This is a genomic window from Agrococcus sp. ARC_14 (assembly GCF_022436485.1).
Lineage (GTDB): Bacteria > Actinomycetota > Actinomycetes > Actinomycetales > Microbacteriaceae > Agrococcus.
In genome coordinates this window covers 1,651,471-1,669,574 of sequence record NZ_JAKUDO010000001.1, presented here as the reverse complement: position 1 = coordinate 1,669,574, position 18,104 = coordinate 1,651,471, and the positions used below count along the sequence as shown (strand labels likewise).

Sequence of the window (18,104 nt, the reverse complement as noted above, 5' to 3'; positions counted from 1 at the left end):
TCCTATGAGCGGGATCGAGGCCGTGCGCGCGTGGGTGCACCCGAGCTTCTCCCCCATCGGCGAACCGGTCTCCGAGACGCTCGCCGCCGACTCCTGGCTGGTCGACGATGGTCGGGTCCTGGCGCTCGACCGGCATCGTCTGAGGTTCGCGGATGCGGTGGCAGACGCGGGCGGCGACCGTCTCGACGCGCTGAGCGCGGCCAGGCAGGCGATGACGCAGGTGCCCCTCGAGGGCCGGTGGTCGCCCAGGCTGGATCTCACGCCGGCGGGCATCCGGCTGCGCGTGCGCCCCGCCCCGGCGCAGAGCAGCACCGTCTCGGTCGTGACCGCCGCTCGTGACCCGCGTCAGCACCCGGTGCGCAAGGGCCCCGACCTCGCCGCGCTCGCCGAGCTGCAGGCCGAGGAGTCCGCCAGGGCCGGCACCGAGGTCGAGCCGATCATCACGGTCGACGGGCTCGTGGCCGAGGGCACGTGGTCTGCGCTGCTGTGGTGGCGCGACGACGTGCTGTGCGTGCCGGCGGCCGACACGCCGCGCCTGCCGTCGGTGACGGCAGCGGTGCTCGCCGAGCTCGCCAGGATCGACGGCGTCGAGCTGCGCGAGGAGCGCGCGGCACCGAGCGACCTCGATGGCTGCGAGGTGTGGCTCGCCAACGCGCTGCGCGGGATCCGCGCCGTGGCCGACTGGCACGGCACGCCCGAGCATGGCGCCCCGGTGGTCGCCGCCCCGACCCGCGCGGCTGCCTGGCAGGCCCGTCTCGAGCGCCTGCGGCTCGCCCCGACCGCGAGCCGGCGGTGATCGACCAGCTCATCGGCGACTTCCTCGAGGCCGTCGGCGCGATCGATCCGCTGCTGCGCACGCTGCTCGCCGGCGTCGCGATGCTGCTCGAGACGAGCGTGCTGCTGGGGCTGGTCGTGCCGGGCGACACGATCGTGATCGTGGCGGCGCTCGCCGTCGAGCACTGGCCCTGGTGGCTCGCGCTCATCGGCGCGATCGTGCTCGGAGCGCTGGCCGGTGAGTCGATCGGCTTCGCGATCGGGCACTGGCTGGGGCCGAAGATCGACCGTTGGCTCGAGCGCCGCTGGCCGCGCGCCTCGGCGCAGTGGCGGCGCACCGAGCGCTACCTCGCCCGCCGCGGCGGCCCGGCGATCTTCCTCTCGCGCTTCCTACCCGTGGCGCACTCGCTCGTGCCGCTCATCGTCGGCGCGTCGGCGATGCCCTACCGGCGCTTCCTGGCGTGGACGATCCCGGCCTGCGTGCTCTGGGCGGGCGCCTACGCGACCGCCGGCTGGCTCGCCGGCGGCACCTACCGCGAGCTCGCCGACAGCCTGCACGGCGCCGGCTACATCCTGGTCGCCGTCATCGCGGTGTTCATCCTGCTCGTGTGGCTCGCCAAGCGACTGATCGCGCGCTACGAGGCGCGCCACATGGACGACGAGCCGCAGGAGCGCAGCTAGGCGTCGCGCGCAACCGGGATCAGCCCGTCGAGCTGCTCGTGCGCGAGCTGGAGCCCGAAGGCCAGGTAGCGCGGATCGCCGTCCGGGTCGTGCAGGAACGCATAGGTGACGAGCGCGTCGAGTCCGCCGATGCCGAGCTCGAGCCGCTCGCGGCGCTCGGTGTCGAGCGTGACGCCCCAGCGTTCGTGCAGGTAGCCGGCCAGGTCATCGACGAACAGCGGCGCGACCGGATCCCGATCCTGCGGCCCCAGATCGAGACCCTCGCCCGTGCGAAGCGCACGGAAGGAGGGCACCTCGCGGAAGGTCTCGACCATGGCGGCGACCATCGCCTCCATCGCATCGACCCAGCTCTCGTGCTCTGCGACCAGCACGCGCTCGATGGCGAACCGCATGCGCTCGAGGTTGCGCTCCGCGAGGGCCACGAGCACGGCGACGCGATCCGGGAAGTAGCGGTAGACCGTGCCGATCGATGCACCGGCGCGCTCTGCGACGAGCGCGGTGGTGAGGTGCTCGATGCCGTGCTCCTCCACGACCGCGGCGGCTGCGTCGAGCAGCGCCTCGATGCGGTGGGCTGCACGCGCCTGCACCGGCTCGTTGCGCACGGTCACGGAGGGCACGCCGGGGGTGCGATCGTTCATGGGGGCCATCCTCTCGCATCGAGGGCCAGATGGTGAGACCATCTCGGATATGTGCGGACGCTACGTCATGGCCACACCCGCGAGCGACCTCGTCGCGCTGTTCGAGATCGACGAGGCGGGTGCGGACCTTCCGGAGCCGAGCTGGAACATCCCTCCGACCAGCACGGTGCCGATCGTCGTCGAGCCGAGGCCGCGCGACGAGACCCCGCCCATCCGCCGTCTCGAAGCCGCCCGCTGGGGTCTCGTGCCCGCCTGGGCAGACGACATCTCGGTCGGGGTGCGAGCCTTCAACGCCCGCGGCGAGTCGGCGGCCGAGAAGCCGATGTTCCGCGACGGCGTGCGCGAGCGCCGCGCGCTGGTGCCGGCCGACGGCTGGTTCGAGTGGCAGAGGCTGGGTGATGCCAAGACCCCGTACTACGTGCACGGCGAGGCGCCGATCTCGTTCGCCGGGCTGTATGCCTGGTGGAAGCAGCCCGACGGCGCCTGGCTGCTGTCGACCACGATCCTCACGACCGCCTCGACGGGCGAGCTCGCCACGATCCATGAGCGGATGCCTCTGGTGGTCTCTCCGGAGATGCGGGATGCGTGGCTCGACCCGACCGAGGACGGCGAGGCGGCGCTCGAGGCCGTCATCGCGGAGGCGGGCGAGGTCGCTGCCGGGCTCACCCTGCACATCGTCGACGGCCGGGTCGGCAATGTGCGCGAGCAGGGCCCTGCGCTGATCGCGCCGATCGACGCCGCGTAGTCGCCGAGGAGCAACCCCCAGCCAGTAGGGTCGAGTGGCGTTCACGGCTCGGGAGGTCACGCATGGATGAGCTCGATCCGCTCTCACGCATCCCGGAGCCGATCAAGCACACGGCGGCGCGCATCGAGGACTGGATCCACGAGCAGCGCGAGGCCAACGCGCTGCGCGCCGGCCGGCTGCCCGCGATCGTCGCGTACCCCGGCTACGGCGGCGACGGCTGGGTGCGCGTGCTCGCGCGCGTGCTGCTGGTGCAGCCGGGCGCAGAGCGCAGCGTGCACTACGAGAACGTGCGCGGCTGGCGCTCCTTCACGTCGCTCTCGCTCAACGATGTCGACGTCACGCTCGAGGCCAATGGCGAGCGGCACGTGGTGATCGCCGACCGAGGCGGCGTGGTGGATGCGATCGTGCCGTTCAAGCTCGAGCCCGGCTGGCAGGAGGTCACGGTCTCGGCCGCCGGATCCGTGCCCGTGGTGGCGCCCGTGTTCGTCGTCGATCCGGCGACCCGCTTCGGCGTCGTGAGCGACATCGACGACACGGTCATGGTCACATCCCTCCCCCGCCCGCTGCTGGCAGCCTGGAACGCCTTCGTGCTCGACGAGCACGGCCGTCAACCGGTGCCAGGGATGGCCGTGCTCTACGAGCGCCTCGCGGGCGAGCACCCGGGCAGCCCCTTCGTCTACCTCTCGACGGGCGCCTGGAACGCTGCGCCCGCACTCACTCGCTTCCTCTCGCGCAACCTCTATCCCGCCGGCAGCATGCTGCTGACCGACTGGGGCCCCACACACGATCGCTTCTTCCGCTCCGGCAAGGACCACAAGCGCGCCGAGCTGCGCCGGCTCGCGCGCGACTTCCCCGACATCCGGTGGCTGCTCGTCGGCGATGACGGCCAGCACGACGAGGAGATCTACGGCGAGTTCGCGAACGCGCATCCGACCTCTGTGCGGGCGGTCGCGATCCGCGAGCTGTCGGCGCAGGAGGCGGTGCTCGCCGGTGGCCGCAAGCACGCCGAGACGCGCTCGATGCACCCCTGGGTGTGGTCGCCGAACGGGGGCGGCCTCGCGAAGGAGCTCGCGGCGATCCCCGAGCTGCACGTGCTGTGAGCGCCCGGCCGATCGCGATCGCGGTCATCCGCCGCGCGCACGGCGCGCTGCTGGTGACGAGCGCGGTCGAGCCCGGCACGGCCGAGGCGGGGTCGCCTCGCACGCTGGTGCGCCCGCCCGGCGGCGGCATCGAGCAGGGCGAGACGGCGGGGGATGCGGCGGTGCGGGAGCTGCAGGAGGAGCTCGGCGTCGAGATCACCGGCGTGCGGCCGCTCGGCGCGATCGAGCACCGCATCCGCTTCGCGGGGCGCGAGCTGCACGAGCTCGTGCACGTCGTCGCTGCCGAGATGGGGGCGGATGCGTCCCTCCCGTCGACGACGGACGCGGGGCATCCGGTGTGGTGGCTCCCGGTCGACCGCTTCGACGACCCCTCGCTCGAGCTCGTGCCTGCCGGTCTGGTCGCGCTGCTTGCGGACGTCTCGGGCTGAGCCCCTGCTGCCGGATCGCCCGCAAGCCACCGGAGCAGATCCGTCTCTGAGGGCATCCGGCTGGATAGTCCAGCCGGGCGCGCTGAGCGACGGTCATCCTCCGGCCATTACCTTGCAACGCACAGTATGGTGTCTCGCATGGCGACGGCATCGGCGGCACCGCAGCTGCGCAAGGGCGTGCTCGGGCCGGTCGTGCTCGCGCTGCTCGAGCAGCGTGACCGATACGGGCTCGAGATCGTGCGGGAGCTTGCGGCGCTCGAGCTGATCGCCAGCGAGGGCACCGTGTACCCGCTGCTGACCCGACTGCAGGATTCGAGGGCGGTCGAGAGCACCTGGGTCGTCTCCGATTCCGAGCGCCCGCGCCGGTACTACCGGCTGACCGCCGCGGGCCGCGACGAGCTCGCGGCCTTCCGCGCCGATTGGCCCGCGTTCACGCGCGCCGTCGACTCGATCCTCGACAACCACGAAGGGTGATGCCATGACCGAGTCGGCCGAACTGCCGCCCGCCGCGCAGCACTATCTCCAGCAGCTCACGCACGAGTCAGCCGTGCTCCCGGAGGGATCGCGACAGCAGCTGCTGGGCCAGATCCGCGAGCACATGTCCGAGGCGATCGATGACGACTCGGATGTCGAGGCTGCGCTTCGACGCCTTGGCCATCCCCGCGAACTCGTCCAGGCAGCGCGCGGAGACGAGACTCCGCCTGCGGCACCGCTGTCGCGGCAAAGCCTCCTGCTGTGGCTCGCGGTCGTGGCGCTCGCCGCCGGTCTCTTCATGCTGCTGCTCAGCGGAACCGTCTTCGTGCTGACCGGCAGAGGACGCTCCACGCTCATCGCGATCCCCGGCATCCTGCTCGCGGTCGCCGGCGTCCTCCTGCTGATCCGGGAGCTCCGAGCCATGCGGTCGAGGCCAACGGCCGCGCTGGAGACGCAGCGCATCCTCACATGGCTCGGCATCGCGGCACTCGCGGCGGGGCTCATCGTGCTGGCGATCGGCGGCGGCATGTTCGCACTCACGACGCGGTGGCGCTCGGTCGTCGTGATTGCGCTTCCCGGCATCCTGCTCGCGATCGCGGGCACCGTGCTCCTGCTCAGTGCGAGGCGTCGGCGCTCGGCGTCCGACGCCGGGAGCTAGCGGGCCAGCACCTCGCCCGCGTGGCCGGAGGCGCGCATCCAGCCGCCCGCCTCGGTGACGCGCACGGGCGCCTCGCCCAGGAACCGCATCGCGACGAGCGCCGCGGCCTGGCCGGCGGTGAGCCCGCTCGGATCGACGCTGCGACCCCAGACCGCACGCTCGGCCCTGCGGCGCACCGGTTCGCCCGGCGAACGCGGCAGCGCCGCCTCGACGTCGGACGCCGCCTGCGACGCAAGCTCCCGTACCAGTGCGGCCTCGACCTCGCCGGTGGCCGTCCAACCACCACGCGGCGGAGAGACGGCGGCCCACGCGGGGCGACCGACGGCATCCGGCACCTCGATGTCGGCGCCCTCCCTGAGCGCGTCGCGCAGCGCGGTCAACGCCACCACCCCGTCGAAGCGCGCAGGTTCGCGCATGCGCGAGGCGCGGGCGATCAGCACGGTGGGGCCGCTGTCGAGCAGACCAGAGGATGCGGTCATGGGCGTCGTGAGCAGCGCGACGTCTCCGTCGGCGGCGAGGCGCACGCTGCCGTCGCCGAAGACTGCTGCTCGATTGAGCAGCAGTGCGAGGTCGGCGCGGGCGCGCTCGTCGAGCGAGAGAATTGCGTGCATGCGCTCTCTAGACTAGAGCGGCCCCGTCCGGGGAAGAGCATCACCGAGAGGACCGGCATGACCGACAGCATCCGCATCCTGCTGGAGACCCTCACCCTGACCGACACCGGCGCGCGCACCGATGAGGACATCTTCACGGGACAGAGTCACCCGATGCCGCACGGGCGGGTGTTCGGCGGCCAGGTGATGGCCCAGGCCGTGGTCTCGGCGCAGCAGACCGTCGACACCGTTCGACCGATCCACTCGGTACACGGCTACTTCGTGCGACCGGGCGACGTCGAGCAGCCGATCACCTTCTCTGTCGAGCGGATCCACGACGGTCGATCGTTCTCGACCCGACGTGTGCAGGCCTACCAGCACGGCAAGCCGATCATGTCGATGATCGCGTCCTTCCAGGACGTCGACGATGGCCCTTCCTCGCAGCACACCATGCCGCAGGGGCTGCCGCGACCAGAGCAGCTGCCGAGCACGGACGAGCTGCTGGCCGCCCATGCTGACCACCCGCAGGCGCGGGCCGTGATCGCGCGCCCGTTCGACATCCGTCATGTGGAGGGCCCGATCTTCCTGCCCGACCCGTCGCGGCCCCGCGATGGCAAGCAGCACGTGTGGATCAAGGCCAAGAGCCCCCTGCCCGACGACGACGCGCTGCACCGCGCTGCGCTGGCCTACCTGTCCGACTACGCGATGCTCGAGCCGATCGTGCGCATGCACGGCGCCGCGTGGACGACGCCGGGGCTCAAGGCCGCGAGCCTCGACCACGCGCTCTGGTGGCACCGGCCTGCGCGGGTCGACGAGTGGCTGCTGCTCGAGCTCGAGACGAGCTCCTCCGGCGGCGGGCGAGGCCTCGGACACGGCTACATCTACGCGGCCGACGGCACGCATGTCGCGACGGTCGCGCAGGAAGGCATGGTGCGCGTGCCGCAGACGAACGCCGCAGCGCGACAGGAACAGCCATGACCGTGCAGCCGATCGCTCCGGAAGACGCGATGCGCGTCCTGCGGGCCGCGCTGCCCATCCATACGGAGCGACTCGTGCTGCGCACGCTGCGCCCTGACGATCTCGAATCGGTGCGGTCGTATCGCAACGCGCCCGGTCAGCGGCGGTGGACGTACACCCGCAACCAGACCGAGGCAGAGCTGATGGCCTGGACGGCCGGCGGCGCGCCGGTGTTCCTGCGCGACGGTGACGCGGTGCAGCTGGCCATCGAGCTCGAGGGGACGCTGGTCGGTGACCTGATGGTGCGGATCACGAGCCTCGCGAGCCGGCAGGCAGAGCTCGGGTGGATGATCGCTACCGCGGCGCAGGGCAAGGGCATCGCCACCGAGGCGGCGCAGGCCGGGCTCGAGGTGTGCTTCGCGCTCGGCGCACAACGGGTCACCGCGCAGCTCGACGAGGAGAACGTCGCCTCACGCCGGGTAGCAGAGCGCATCGGCATGACGCTCGAAGGACGCTTCGTCAACGACGAGCTCAATCCGGCGACCGGCGAGCTCGGCACCTCGCTGTACATGGGGGTGCTTCGACCCCGCGCCTGAAGCCGACCGGCCCCCGAGGCGGGCGCCATCTGCGGCGGCGCTCGCCTCGGGCCGCGAGGCCTAGTCGTGCTGCGGGAAGCCCAGGTTGAGGCCGCCGTGGCTCGGGTCGAGCCAGCGGCTGGTCACGACCTTCTCGCGCGTGTAGAAGTCGAACGCGTGCTTGCCGTAGGCCTTGCCCTGGCCGAAGATCGATCGCTTCCAGCCGCCGAAGGAGTGGTAGCCGACCGGCACCGGGATCGGCACGTTGATGCCGACCATGCCGACCTGCACCTCGTTCTGGAACCGTCGGGCTGCGCCGCCGTCGTTCGTGAAGATCGCGGTGCCGTTGCCGTACTGGTTCGCGTTGATGAGCTCGAGGCCCTCCTCATAGGAGGCGACGCGCACGATCGAGAGCACCGGTCCGAAGATCTCCTCCTTGTAGGCGGTGGAGTCCGTCGGCACCTTGTCGATGAGCGTCGGCTTCAGCCAGAAGCCGTTCGGGTCGCCGTCGACCTCGGGGTCCCGACCGTCGACGAGCACGTCGGCGCCGTCATCGGCAGCGGTCTGGATGTAGCCGACGACCTTGTCTCGGTGCTGGCCGGTGATGAGCGGGCCCATGTCGTTGTCGCGCGTGCCGTCGCCGGTGCGGATGGCCCCCATCTTCTCCTTGATCTTCGCGGCGAGCTCGTCGGCGATCGAGTCGACCGCGACGACCACCGAGATCGCCATGCAGCGCTCCCCCGCGGAGCCGAAGCCGGCGTTGACGGCGGCATCCGCCGTCACGTCGAGATCGGCATCGGGCAGCACCAGCATGTGGTTCTTCGCACCGCCGAGCGCCTGCACGCGCTTGCCGTGCTCTGAGCCGGTCCGGTAGACGTACTCGGCGATCGGCGTCGATCCGACGAACGAGATCGCCTGCACGTCGGGGTGCGTCAGGAGCGTGTCGACCGCCTCCTTGTCGCCGTGCACGACCGTGAGCACGCCATCCGGCAGTCCGGCCTCCTTGAAGAGCTCCGCGATGAAGACAGCCGAGGAGGGATCCTTCTCGCTCGGCTTGATGACGACGACGTTGCCTGCGGCCAGGGCCACCGGCGCGAACCACAGCGGGATCATGGCCGGGAAGTTGAACGGGCTGATGATGCCCACGACGCCGAGCGGCTGGCGCAGCGAGTAGACGTCGACGCCGGTCGAGGCGTTCTCCGAGTACTCGCCCTTCGTCAGCAGCGGGAACGCGGTCGCGAGCTCTGCGACCTCGATGCCGCGGGCGATCTCGCCCAGTGCGTCGGAGTGCACCTTGCCGTGCTCGCGGGTGACGATCGTGGCGAGCTCATCCTTGCGCTGCACGATCAGCTCACGGAACCGGAACATGATCGACTGGCGCTTCGCGATCGACAGGTCGCGCCACGCGGGGAACACCGCGTTCGCGGAGGCGATCGCCTCGCTCATCTCCTCCGAGCTCGCAAGCCCGACCTCAGAGACGACCGTGCCGAGAGCGGGGTTGTAGACGGGGGCGGTGCGGCCCGTCCCCTCCCTGCGGGCGCCGGCGATCCAGTGCGGGATCGCAGTCGGCTTGTCGGATTGCTCGGTGGTCTCGACGACGGTGTCGGTCATGGGTGGAGCTCCTCACTGAGGGTGGCGTCATTGCCCCTCCAGCCTAGCGAGCGTCGGTCTCCGCGGCGTGCCTGGCTCCACGCCGGAACGCGATCGGCTCCTCCAGGTATGGCTCCCATGCCGCGCGTTCGTCGGCCGTGAGCCGACGCGGTTCGCCGGTGGCTGCATCCAGCATCACCACCGTCGTCTGGGCTCGCGCGTAGACCTGCTTCGCATCGGGCGAGAGCACTTCGTAGCAGACGTCCATCGAGGCGCCAGCCATGCGACCGATCCAGGTGTCGACCACGATCGGCTCGCGATGATGCGGGATCTGCGCGAGGTACTCGGCCTCCTGGCGCGCGATGACGGTGACGCTCGTCGCGCCCGGCCCGGCATCGATGACGGCTGTCGTCGGCGAGCCCTCCGGCCCACCAGCCCAGAACGCCGTGACGCGGGCCTCCTCGAGCAGCGTCAGCAGCGAGGCGTTGTTGACGTGCCCGTACGCGTCCAGATCCGACCAGCGCACCAGGACGGGCACCGGCAGGCGCATCAGTCCCTCGTGAGCTTGCGGTACGCCGAGCGGTGCGGCTTCGCGGCGTCCGGGCCGAGTCGCTCGACCTTGTTCTCCTCGTACGCCTCGAAGTTGCCCTCGAACCAGTGCCAGTAGCCCGGGGTCTCGTCGGTGCCCTCATAGGCGAGGATGTGGGTCGCGATGCGGTCGAGGAACCACCGGTCGTGCGTGATCACGACGGCACAGCCGGGGAACTCGAGCAGCGCGTTCTCGAGGCTCGAGAGGGTGTCGATGTCGAGGTCGTTGGTCGGCTCGTCGAGCAGCAGCAGGTTGCCGCCCTGCTTGAGCGTCATCGCCAGGTTGAGGCGGTTGCGCTCACCGCCGGAGAGGACTCCCGCCTTCTTCTGCTGGTCGGGCCCCTTGAAGCCGAACTTGCTGACGTATGCGCGCGACGGGATCTCGACGTTGCCGACCTGGATGTAGTCGAGGCCGTCGGAGACGACCTCCCAAAGGTTCTTGTTCGGGTCGATGTTCGAACGGCCCTGGTCCACGTAGCTGAGCTTGACCGTCTCACCGATCTTCAGCTCGCCGCCGTCGAGCGGCTCGAGCCCGACGATGGTCTTGAAGAGCGTGGTCTTGCCGACGCCGTTCGGGCCGATGACGCCGACGATGCCGTTGCGCGGCAGCGTGAAGGACAGCCCGTCGATCAGCTGACGGTCGTCGAATCCCTTCTCGATGCCCTTGGCCTCGAGCACGATCGAGCCCAGGCGAGGACCCGCCGGGATCTGGATCTCGTCGAACTCCAGCTTCTTGGTGCGCTCGGCCTCGGTGGCCATCTCCTCGTAGCGGGCGAGACGGGCCTTCGACTTCGCCTGTCGGCCCTTCGTGTTGGAGCGCACCCAGTCGAGCTCCTCGGAGAGGCGCTTCGCGAGCTTCTGATCCTTCTTGCCCTGGATCTGGAGGCGCTCGGCCTTCTTCTCGAGGTACGTCGAGTAGTTGCCCTCGTAGGGGTAGAGGCGGCCTCGGTCGACCTCGCAGATCCAGCCCGCGACGTGGTCGAGGAAGTACCGGTCGTGCGTGACGGCCATGACAGCGCCGGGGTACTTCGCGAGATGCTGCTCGAGCCACAGCACGCTCTCGGCGTCGAGGTGGTTGGTGGGCTCGTCGAGCAGCAGCAGGTCGGGCTTCTCGAGCAGCAGCTTGCAGAGTGCGACACGACGACGCTCACCGCCGGAGAGGTTCGTGACCGGCCAGTCTCCCGGCGGGCAGCGCAGGGCGTCCATCGCCTGCTCGAGCTGCGAGTCGAGGTCCCACGCATCGGCGGCGTCGATCTCCTCCTGCAGCGTGCCCATCTCAGACATCAGTGCATCGAAGTCGGCGTCGGGGTTCGCCATCTCGGCGGAGATCTCGTTGAAGCGCTCGACCTTCGACGTCAGGTGGCCGAAGGCACCCTGCACGTTCTCGAGCACGGTCTTCGTCTCGTCGAGCTCCGGCTCCTGCATCAGGATGCCGACGCTGTAGCCGGGGCTCAGCTTCGCCTCGCCGTTCGAAGGCGTGTCGAGCCCGGCGATGATCTTCAGGATCGTCGACTTGCCCGCGCCGTTCGGCCCGACGACGCCGATCTTGGCGCCAGGGATGACAGCGGTCGTGACGTCGTCCAAGATCACCTTGTCGCCCACCGTCTTGCGGGCGCGGACCATCGAAAAAATGTACTCGGCCATGCCCTCAGTCTAGGGCGATGACGTCTCCCACCAGACATCGCTCGCCGCCGAGCACTCCGGCGCGCTGGGCGAGAGGCTCGCCGTCGCCCACCTGGCCGATGAGGCAGCCGTCGTCGACGCGCACCGCGACCTCCAGGAAGGTCACGGGCGCGCCGAGCGAGTCGAGCTCTCGCGTGCGCTCCATCGACCCGCGGTCGAAGCCGGCGGCTTCGACCGCGGCGACCAGCGCATCCGGATCTGCCGGCGACTGCCCCTGCAGGGCGGCGCGGAACGCATCCAGCTCGGCATCGGGCGCAGCGGTCGCAGGCGTGCCGGTCGCTGGCTCGCCGGACTCCGGCGTGGCCGGATCGGGCCCATCGGTCAGCACGCCCGGCGAGCAGCCGACGAGCGCGAGCGACGCGAGCAGAGCGAGTGCTGCGAACCGGCGCACGCGCCCTCCTTCACCGCCAGACTGGGACGCCTCCAGCCTAGGTGCCGAAGCTGCTGGCCGCCGCCGGCTCGGCCCACATGGGCTCATGGTCGGGCTCGGGTGCCCCCACGCTGCCTGTCGCATCGACGCGGGCCTCGGCGAGGGCGTCGCGCTCGCTCACGGCCGGGTCGTCGCCCTGCTCGGCCGGCCTCGCCTTGCGCTGACGCAGGGCTGGACCGACGCGCAGGGAGTGACCGATGTGCTCCGCGCGGATCTTGATGCTGGTGCCGCGCTTGTCGCCGGACTCCCACTGGTCGACCTTGAGCTTGCCGAGCACCATGACGACGTCGCCCTTGTGCAGCGAGGCGCCGATGTGATCGGCGAAGCCTCCCCATGCCTCGATCGAGAACCAGTTGGTGTGGCCGTCGACCCACACGTCGCCGTCCTTGCGGCGAGCCGTGCATGCGAGGCGGAACTCGGCGACCTGGTCGCCGTTGACGGACTTGAGCGTCGGGTCGCCTCCGAGGGACCCGACGACGGTGATTGCTTCGTTCATGCCACGAAGGATGCCCCGGGCGCGGGCAGCGTCGTGCGTGCTCGTCGCCGAGCTGTGGAGAACGGGCCGATGCGGGTGCACCGCCCGCGCGAGGTCAGACCCGCAGGTAGTCGGCGAAGCCTGCGCGGATCTTGTTGACCTTGGGCGCGGCGACCGCGAGGCAGTAGCCCTGCGTCGGATTCTTCGCGAAGAAGTCCTGGTGCTCGTCCTCGGCGCCGAAGAACTCGCGAAGCGGCTCGAGCGTCGTGACCAGCTCGCCCGGCCACCACTCGCTCGCGCGAGCGATCGCCGTCTCGAAGCGCTCCTTCTCGGCCTCGTCGCGATAGAACATCGCCGAGCGGTATTGCGTGCCGACGTCATTGCCTTGGCGATTCAGCTGCCGAGGGTCGTGCATCGTGAAGAACATGTCGAGGATGACCTCCGTCGGCACCCTCGACTCGTCGTAGACGACCTTGACGGCCTCTGCGTGGCCGGTCGAGCCCGTGCAGACGAGCTCATAGCTCGGCTGGACGACCGAACCGCCGGTGTAGCCGGACACGACGTCTTCGACGCCGTCGACGACGCGGTACGCGGCGTCCAAGCACCAGAAGCAACCACCGGCGAGCACGATCTCCTGCATGCTCCGAGGCTACCCCTCGTCGCTGTCAGCCGGATGCGTGTGGGTGGCTCGACATAGCGTCGGAGACGAGCGGGGCAGACACCCGTCAGGTAAACCGCAGACCAGCACGACAGCCCGGCCGGAGGCGAGAGGAGCCGCAATGGCGATCATGACGAGCACGCAGCGGGGCACCGCACCCGGAGCACCGCACGTCGCCACCCGACGGGTGCGCGACGACCTCTGGCGCGTGACCAGCGCATCCGGTCTCGCCCTCGGCTACATCACGCTGATCGACGGCCCCGCAGGCCGCGTCTTCGAAGCTCGCAGGCTGCTGCCCGGTGGGACGACGATGCTGCCGATCGGCAGGGGCTGGGCGCTCGAGGATGCGCTCGCCTGCTTCACGGGGCCTTGAGCGGCGACGCGCCTCGCACAGCGAAGCGGGGCCGAGGCATGCGCCTCGACCCCGCTGCAGCTGCTGGGCTCAGACGGCCGCAGGAACCTGCTTCACGGCAGAGATCTCGATCTCGACGTCGACGTCGTCGGAGAGCATGACGCCACCGGTCTCGATCGCGACGTTCCAGCTGATGCCGAAGTCGCTGCGCTTGATGCGCGTGCGAGCGGAGGCGCCGGCACGAGTGCCGCCCCAGGTGTCGGGGCCGATGCCGCCGAACTCGACGAGCAGCGAGACGGGCTTGCTGACGCCGCGCAGCTGCAGGTCGCCGTCGATGTAGAGGTCGTCGCCCTCGACGCGCGCGCCGGTGGAGGCGAACGTCCACTCCGGGTTCTCCTCGATCGCGAAGAAGTCGTTGGAGCGCAGGTGCGTGTCGCGGTCGGCGTTCTTCGTGTTGATCGTCGACGGGTCGATGGTCGCCGTGATCGACGACTGCTCGGGGTTCTCGCCGAGCACGATGGTGCCCTCGAGGCCCTCGATCTCGCCGCGCACCTTGGCGACCATCATGTGGCGCACCGAGAAGGTGACGTTGGAGTGCGAGCCGTCGATGACGTAGGTGCCGGGCTGGTAGCCGGGAATGTTCTGCAGCATGGTTCGGTGCCTTTCGAAGTCGGAAGTCGTTCAGATTCTAACAACGAGGCACCCGGGGGTGGCATTCCCGATCGCTCGAAACCCGTCTGAGCGACGTCACTCCCCGTGGAGCAGGTGCTTGCCCTCTGCCCTGTTCTGCAGCATCCGCCGCGTCACCCAGACCACCACGACCAGCACGACCGCACCGATCACGATCCACTGGAGCCACTCCATGTAGGGCTCGATGATGTGGAAGTTCATGCCGAGCGTGACGCCGATCATGATGAAGATCGTGTTCCAGATCGCGGAGCCGAGCGCGGTGAGCCCGAGGAAGAGCAGCACCGGCATCCGCTCGATGCCGGCCGGGATCGAGATGAGGCTGCGAAAGATCGGCAGGAACCTGCCGAAGAGCACCGTCTTCCAGCCGTGCTTGGCGAACCAGGCGGTGGTCTTGTCGATGTCGCTCGAGCGCACCAGCGGCATCTTGCGAGCGATCGCCGAGAGCCGCTCGTGCCCGAGCAGCCTGCCGAGCAGGTAGAGCACGAGCGCACCGACGACCGAGCCGATGGTGGTCCAGATGATCGCCTCGGCGACCGTGAACGAGCCCTGCGCAGCAGCGAACCCTGCGAGCGGCAGGATGATCTCGCTCGGGATCGGCGGGAACAGGTTCTCCGCGGCGATCGCCACCGCGGCACCGGGTGCGCCGATCGCGTCCATCAGGCCGACCGCCCAGCCGGCGACGCCGGTGAGCCCATCGGTGTCGGTCGCGGTCTGCACGAGGGAGTCGATCACTCAGCCAGCCTACGGCCGGCGCCCTGACGGGCTCGGCAAGTAGGCGTCATGCCACGACGCCCCTCGGCGCTCGATCGTCACGATCGCATGGCAGTTCCGACAGCGCACTTCGCATTTCTCGATCTCCGCCAAGATCATGGCCAGCGAACGCCCTCGTCGCACCATGCTTCCGACACTGGCGACCTTCACGCCACGCACATGGTCGAACTCCAGCACCCGGATGTCCTTGCAACCACAGTCCACACAGCCCTCGGAGAACCGGATCATGATCGCGTCGAGCGCCTGCTTGCGCCGAGCTTTGCTGATGCGCCGCACGTTGGCCTTGTGCCGGACCGCGTTGTCCCGGTAGTGCGCCTTCTGGCACGCACGACAGTACGAATGCCGGCCGTCCTTGTTGCGCGGGCCTCGATTGAACTCGCCGACAGGCTTCTCGGTCTGGCACCGCGAGCAGCGTTTCATGGGCGGAGGCTCAGGCGCACCACTGACAGATCGGGCGGACGCGCCCCCGGCGGGAGTCGAACCCGCGACAAAAGGATTAGAAGGCCTCTGCTCTATCCGCTGAGCTACGGGGGCCACACCAATCTACTGGCTGGGCGCCTCGCGCTGGATGCTGCCTGCCGATTGCGCCGCCTGCCGCCCCGCGCGATCGTGACGCACGTCTGGTGCATGTGGGCGGCCCACGCCACTCTGTCGGCATGCTCACCGATCTCACCCCCATGCCCGCGCCCCGCCGCGACCGCCCGGTACTGCCCGAGGGCTACGGTCTCCCGGACGACGACTCGGGGCTGCTCGAATGGGCCGAGGTCGAGTCGCGCCTGCAGGCGTCGCACCACTACTGGCTCGGCTCGGTCCGCCCCGACGGCCGCCCACACGCCATCCCGCGCTGGGGCGTGTGGGTCGACGGCCGATTCTGGTACGACGGCTCCCCCGCGACGCGGCATGCGCGAAACGCCGAGCACAACCCATCCGTCACCCTCACCCTCGAGGACGGCAAGGAGGCCGTGGTCGTCGAGGGCGAGTCACATGCGACGAGAGCGGATGCCACGGGTCTCGGCGAGCGGCTCTCGGTCGCGTTCGCGAAGTACCACGATGACGGCTACGCGCCCGCCGCCGACGCCTGGGCCGGCGACGATGGCGGCGGGCTGCGCGTCGTCACGCCCTCGCGGGTGCTCGCGTGGTTCTCGTTCCCGCAGGATGTGACGCGGTTCCGGTGGTGATCAGCCGCCCTGCAGCGCGGTGACGTAGCCGGTGATCGCCTTGACGAGCTCGTTGCCGCCCAGCACCACGAACACGAGCGCGCACAGCCCCAGCAGCGCGTTCGTGTACCAGCGGTTGCGCCACTCGCGCGGTGTGCGATCGGTGTTGAGCAGCCCCAGCAGCGTCAGCGCCAGGAACGGCATGAACAGCGAGCCAAGCACGCCGTAGGCGAGGATCACCTCGATCGGCCTGCCGAGGAAGACGAGGATCATCGGCGGGAACGTCAGCCACAGCACATAGGCCCGGTAGTAGGAGCCACCCGCGCGCATGCGCGAGTCGGCGGGCTCCAGCTTGCGGAGCGTGCCGAGGAAGTCGGCGAACATCAGGCTCACGCCGTTCCAGACGCCGATCAGCGACGAGAACGACGAGGCCCAGAACCCGACCAGGAAGACCATGCCGAACACGGCGCCATAGCGCTCTGCGAGCACGTTGGAGAGGTCGAGCAGCCCTTCGTCACCCGTCGAGATCGCCAGGTTGGCCGAGTACAGCAGCTCTGCGCCGACGATGAGCATCGCGATGACGAAGATGCCCGTGATCACGTAGGCGACCGCGTTGTCCAGACGCATGACGCGCATCCATGATGCGTCGCTCCACCCCTTCTCGCGCAGCCAGTAGCCGTAGGCGGCGAGCGTGATCGTGCCGCCGACGCCGCCGGCGAGCGCGAGAGTCGTGATGAGCCCTCCCTCGGGGATGATCGGCACGAGACCGCTGAGGATGTCGAGCAGGTTCGGCAGCGTCATGATCGCGGCGCCGACCACGGTGACGAACATGATGCCGACGAGCACCGCCATCACCTTCTCGACCACCGAGTACTTGCCCCACCAGACGAGCGCGAAGCCGATCAGGCCGGTGAGGACCGCCCACACCTGCAGCGGCACTGCCGGCATCATCGATGCCAGCGGGAGTGCCGACGAGAGCATCGCGGTGGCGCCGTAGACGAAGCCCCAGAGCACGATGTAGGGCCCGAAGTACCAGGTCGTCCATCGGCCGAGGGAGCGCCAGCCGACGAAGATCGTCTTGCCGGTCGCGAGCGAGTACCTGCCCGCGCCCTCGACGAGCACGATCTTGAAGATCGTGCCGGCGATGACTGCCCAGAGCAGGATGTAGTTGTAGTTCGATCCTGCGACGAGCGTCGCGACGAGGTCGCCGGCGCCGACGCCGGTCGCCGCCACGACGATGCCTGGGCCGATGATGCTCCATCTGCGCGGTGTGCCGGTGCTGCCAGTGCTGGTGTCGGCCATGTCACTTCCTCGTGTCGTCGGTCGCTGCGTCGTCCGAGCCGTGCCCGCGTGTGCATGCAGAACGGCGTGTTCGGCAAATCTACAGACATCCGCTCCCGTGGCAGGCTGGGGCCATGACCGGCGCACTCCTGTTCGACATGGACGGCACGCTCATCGACTCCGAGCCGATGTGGCACGAGGAGATGCGCGCCTTGGCACGCCAGCACCGCATCGTGTGGACCGCCGAGGACGCCCACTGGACGACGGGGCGGCCCATGGCGGAATGGGCAGCGCGGATGCGCGAGCGCGGCATGGCGCTGGACGGCGAGACGATCATCGCGACGGTCGCACAGGCTGTGGCTGAGCGTGTGCGAGAGGACGTGCCATGGCTGCCAGGCAGCCTCGCGCTGCTCGAGCGTGTTGGCGCCGACGGCATCCCCGCCGCGCTCGTCACCAATGCGAGCCGCGCGAACGCGCGAGCGCTCCTGGACAGCGCACCCGCCGGCGCGCTGCGGTTCGCCATCACGCGCGATGACGTGCAGCGCGACAAGCCCGACCCTGAGCCCTACGCGACCGCGATGCACCGGCTCGGTGCCGATGCATCCGCGTGCATCGCCTTCGAGGACTCCGGGCCTGGCGCGCGATCGGCGACCGCGGCGGGCGCGCAGCTGTGGTTCCTGACGACGCAACTGATCGAGTCGCCGGTTCCGGCAGCGCGCACGTTCGGCACCCTCGCCGACGTCGACCACGGAGAGCTGTTCGCGGCACTGGGCTGAGCCCGGCGCCAGGCTGAGCGCGGTATCGGCGTG

Annotated in this window: 24 protein-coding genes and 1 tRNA gene; 12 read left to right on the top strand and 13 right to left on the bottom strand. The window is 69.9% G+C overall.

The genetic code is table 11. From position 1 onward, the window contains the following. Positions 1-4 precede the first annotated feature (4 nt). Both MKD51_RS08255 and MKD51_RS08250 read left to right on the top strand, forming a co-directional pair. Entirely contained in the window at positions 5-796 is a 792-nt protein-coding gene (locus tag MKD51_RS08255; RefSeq protein ID WP_240239844.1) for an aminotransferase class IV, read from the top strand. Beyond that, the gene (locus MKD51_RS08250; protein WP_240240886.1) at positions 796-1,455 is read left to right on the top strand and encodes a DedA family protein; all 660 of its coding nucleotides are present in this window, start codon (positions 796-798) and stop codon (positions 1,453-1,455) included. Before MKD51_RS08255 ends, MKD51_RS08250 begins: the two co-directional genes overlap by 1 nt. On the opposite strand, the gene MKD51_RS08245 is transcribed toward MKD51_RS08250, so the two are convergent. Then, positions 1,452-2,093, bottom strand: coding sequence for a TetR family transcriptional regulator (locus tag MKD51_RS08245; RefSeq protein ID WP_240239843.1), 642 nt, complete (start codon positions 2,091-2,093; stop codon positions 1,452-1,454). The genes MKD51_RS08250 and MKD51_RS08245 overlap by 4 nt on opposite strands. On the opposite strand from MKD51_RS08245, the gene MKD51_RS08240 reads away from it, so the two are divergent. The 5 genes from MKD51_RS08240 to MKD51_RS08220 all read left to right on the top strand — a co-directional run bounded on the left by MKD51_RS08240 (position 2,092) and on the right by MKD51_RS08220 (position 5,498). Beyond that, on the top strand, positions 2,092-2,838 hold the full coding sequence (locus MKD51_RS08240; protein WP_346986701.1) for an SOS response-associated peptidase: 747 nt from the start codon (positions 2,092-2,094) through the stop codon (positions 2,836-2,838). The genes MKD51_RS08245 and MKD51_RS08240 overlap by 2 nt on opposite strands. Positions 2,839-2,900: 62 nt before the next feature. After that, the gene (locus MKD51_RS08235; RefSeq protein WP_240239841.1) at positions 2,901-3,938 is read left to right on the top strand and encodes a phosphatase domain-containing protein; all 1,038 of its coding nucleotides are present in this window, start codon (positions 2,901-2,903) and stop codon (positions 3,936-3,938) included. Then, a complete protein-coding gene (locus MKD51_RS08230; protein WP_240239840.1) occupies positions 3,935-4,366 on the top strand; it encodes an NUDIX domain-containing protein in 432 nt (143 codons plus the stop codon). Before MKD51_RS08235 ends, MKD51_RS08230 begins: the two co-directional genes overlap by 4 nt. A gap of 138 nt (positions 4,367-4,504) precedes the next feature. Then, positions 4,505-4,840, top strand: coding sequence for a PadR family transcriptional regulator (locus tag MKD51_RS08225; protein ID WP_240239839.1), 336 nt, complete (start codon positions 4,505-4,507; stop codon positions 4,838-4,840). A gap of 4 nt (positions 4,841-4,844) precedes the next feature. Then, positions 4,845-5,498 carry a hypothetical protein gene (locus MKD51_RS08220; protein ID WP_240239838.1) on the top strand — a complete coding sequence of 218 codons (654 nt, stop codon included), beginning with the start codon at positions 4,845-4,847 and terminating at the stop codon, positions 5,496-5,498. Here MKD51_RS08220 and MKD51_RS08215 read toward each other — a convergent pair. Continuing rightward, positions 5,495-6,109, bottom strand: a complete 615-nt coding sequence (locus MKD51_RS08215; protein ID WP_240239837.1) for a hypothetical protein — start codon at positions 6,107-6,109, stop codon at positions 5,495-5,497. The two genes, MKD51_RS08220 and MKD51_RS08215, sit on opposite strands and share 4 nt — an antisense overlap. Positions 6,110-6,166: 57 nt before the next feature. Here MKD51_RS08215 and MKD51_RS08210 point away from each other — a divergent pair, with 57 nt between their 5' ends. Continuing rightward, entirely contained in the window at positions 6,167-7,066 is a 900-nt protein-coding gene (locus MKD51_RS08210) for an acyl-CoA thioesterase II (RefSeq protein ID WP_240239836.1), read from the top strand. Continuing rightward, positions 7,063-7,641 carry a GNAT family N-acetyltransferase gene (locus tag MKD51_RS08205; RefSeq protein WP_240239835.1) on the top strand — a complete coding sequence of 193 codons (579 nt, stop codon included), beginning with the start codon at positions 7,063-7,065 and terminating at the stop codon, positions 7,639-7,641. Before MKD51_RS08210 ends, MKD51_RS08205 begins: the two co-directional genes overlap by 4 nt. Before the next feature lie 60 nt (positions 7,642-7,701). Here the strand turns inward: MKD51_RS08205 and MKD51_RS08200 are convergent, their stop codons facing one another. The 6 genes from MKD51_RS08200 to msrA form a co-directional block, all read right to left on the bottom strand. Continuing rightward, positions 7,702-9,231: a CoA-acylating methylmalonate-semialdehyde dehydrogenase gene (locus MKD51_RS08200; protein WP_240239834.1), complete on the bottom strand. Its 1,530-nt coding sequence runs from the start codon at positions 9,229-9,231 to the stop codon at positions 7,702-7,704. Positions 9,232-9,274: 43 nt separating this feature from the next. Continuing rightward, a complete protein-coding gene (locus MKD51_RS08195) occupies positions 9,275-9,763 on the bottom strand; it encodes a thioesterase family protein (RefSeq protein WP_240240883.1) in 489 nt (162 codons plus the stop codon). Continuing rightward, positions 9,760-11,442 (bottom strand): energy-dependent translational throttle protein EttA, encoded by a 1,683-nt coding sequence (ettA, locus tag MKD51_RS08190; RefSeq protein ID WP_240239833.1) that lies wholly within the window; start codon positions 11,440-11,442, stop codon positions 9,760-9,762. Before ettA ends, MKD51_RS08195 begins: the two co-directional genes overlap by 4 nt. A 4-nt stretch (positions 11,443-11,446) precedes the next feature. Continuing rightward, complete coding sequence (locus MKD51_RS08185) at positions 11,447-11,872, bottom strand: hypothetical protein (protein WP_240239832.1); 426 nt, start codon at positions 11,870-11,872, stop codon at positions 11,447-11,449. 37 nt (positions 11,873-11,909) lie between these two features. Then, positions 11,910-12,407 (bottom strand): single-stranded DNA-binding protein, encoded by a 498-nt coding sequence (locus MKD51_RS08180; protein ID WP_240239831.1) that lies wholly within the window; start codon positions 12,405-12,407, stop codon positions 11,910-11,912. 94 nt (positions 12,408-12,501) lie between these two features. After that, complete coding sequence (gene msrA / locus MKD51_RS08175) at positions 12,502-13,026, bottom strand: peptide-methionine (S)-S-oxide reductase MsrA (protein WP_240239830.1); 525 nt, start codon at positions 13,024-13,026, stop codon at positions 12,502-12,504. Between the two features lie 139 nt (positions 13,027-13,165). Between msrA and MKD51_RS08170 the strand changes: the two genes are divergently transcribed. Beyond that, positions 13,166-13,417 (top strand): hypothetical protein, encoded by a 252-nt coding sequence (locus MKD51_RS08170; RefSeq protein WP_240239829.1) that lies wholly within the window; start codon positions 13,166-13,168, stop codon positions 13,415-13,417. 69 nt (positions 13,418-13,486) lie between these two features. Here the strand turns inward: MKD51_RS08170 and MKD51_RS08165 are convergent, their stop codons facing one another. The 4 genes from MKD51_RS08165 to MKD51_RS08150 form a co-directional block, all read right to left on the bottom strand. Next, the gene (locus tag MKD51_RS08165; protein ID WP_240239828.1) at positions 13,487-14,047 is read right to left on the bottom strand and encodes a YceI family protein; all 561 of its coding nucleotides are present in this window, start codon (positions 14,045-14,047) and stop codon (positions 13,487-13,489) included. 96 nt (positions 14,048-14,143) lie between these two features. Beyond that, entirely contained in the window at positions 14,144-14,818 is a 675-nt protein-coding gene (locus tag MKD51_RS08160) for a DedA family protein (RefSeq protein WP_240239827.1), read from the bottom strand. Positions 14,819-14,827: 9 nt separating this feature from the next. Continuing rightward, entirely contained in the window at positions 14,828-15,277 is a 450-nt protein-coding gene (locus MKD51_RS08155; protein ID WP_240239826.1) for a hypothetical protein, read from the bottom strand. 41 nt (positions 15,278-15,318) lie between these two features. Then, positions 15,319-15,391: transfer RNA gene (locus MKD51_RS08150), tRNA-Arg, on the bottom strand. Between the two features lie 122 nt (positions 15,392-15,513). Between MKD51_RS08150 and MKD51_RS08145 the strand changes: the two genes are divergently transcribed. Beyond that, positions 15,514-16,035 carry a pyridoxamine 5'-phosphate oxidase family protein gene (locus MKD51_RS08145; RefSeq protein ID WP_240239825.1) on the top strand — a complete coding sequence of 174 codons (522 nt, stop codon included), beginning with the start codon at positions 15,514-15,516 and terminating at the stop codon, positions 16,033-16,035. Here MKD51_RS08145 and MKD51_RS08140 read toward each other — a convergent pair whose 3' ends face one another. Beyond that, positions 16,036-17,316, bottom strand: coding sequence for an Nramp family divalent metal transporter (locus MKD51_RS08140; RefSeq protein WP_240239824.1), 1,281 nt, complete (start codon positions 17,314-17,316; stop codon positions 16,036-16,038). A gap of 113 nt (positions 17,317-17,429) precedes the next feature. On the opposite strand from MKD51_RS08140, the gene MKD51_RS08135 reads away from it, so the two are divergent. Beyond that, a complete protein-coding gene (locus MKD51_RS08135; protein ID WP_240239823.1) occupies positions 17,430-18,071 on the top strand; it encodes an HAD family hydrolase in 642 nt (213 codons plus the stop codon). Positions 18,072-18,104 lie beyond the last annotated feature (33 nt).